Annotated in this window: 1 protein-coding gene; it reads right to left on the reverse strand. The window is 67.8% G+C overall.

Annotated features, from left to right (window positions below; all coding sequences use genetic code 11):
- A partial coding sequence (locus tag U4012_RS35620) for a methyl-accepting chemotaxis protein (protein WP_321804573.1) occupies nt 1-603 on the reverse strand: 603 nt, incomplete at both ends.

The following is a 603-nucleotide window of genomic DNA, read 5'->3' on the forward strand; positions in this document are numbered from 1 at the left end:
TCGTCGATCGCCTGCGACGACTGGCGCAGCGATTCGGCCGTCTGCTGCGCGGCTTCCGACAGCTGCGACAGCGCCTGCGTGATCTGCTCGGCACCGTTCGCCTGCGTCTGCATCCCTTCGTTGACCATCTGGAAGCGCGGCGCGAGCGTCTGCACCTCGGCGATGATCTGCGACAGCTGCCCGCCAACCTGCTGCACGTCGAGCATGCCGCGGCGCACTTCCTCGGAGAACTTATCCATCCCCATCACACCCGCCGACACGGCCGACTGGATCTCCTTCACCGTCTGCTCGATGTCGTAGGTCGCCACCGCCGTCTGGTCGGCCAGGCGGCGGATCTCGGTCGCGACGACCGCGAAGCCGCGGCCGTACTCGCCGGCCTTCTCGGCCTCGATCGCCGCGTTCAGCGACAGCAGGTTGGTCTGGTCGGCCACCTTGGTGATGGTCGCGACGACCTGGTTGATGTTCAGCGCCTTTTCGTTGAGGATCGCGAGCTTCGCGTTCACCGAACCGGCCGCGTCCATCACGCTGCGCATGGTCTCGCCCATCCGCGTGAGGCCGCTCTGGCTCACGCCCGCGAGCGTCGCCGACTGCTCGGCCACGCCG

This window comes from Burkholderia sp. BCC1988, from assembly GCF_905339895.1.
Taxonomy (GTDB): domain Bacteria; phylum Pseudomonadota; class Gammaproteobacteria; order Burkholderiales; family Burkholderiaceae; genus Burkholderia.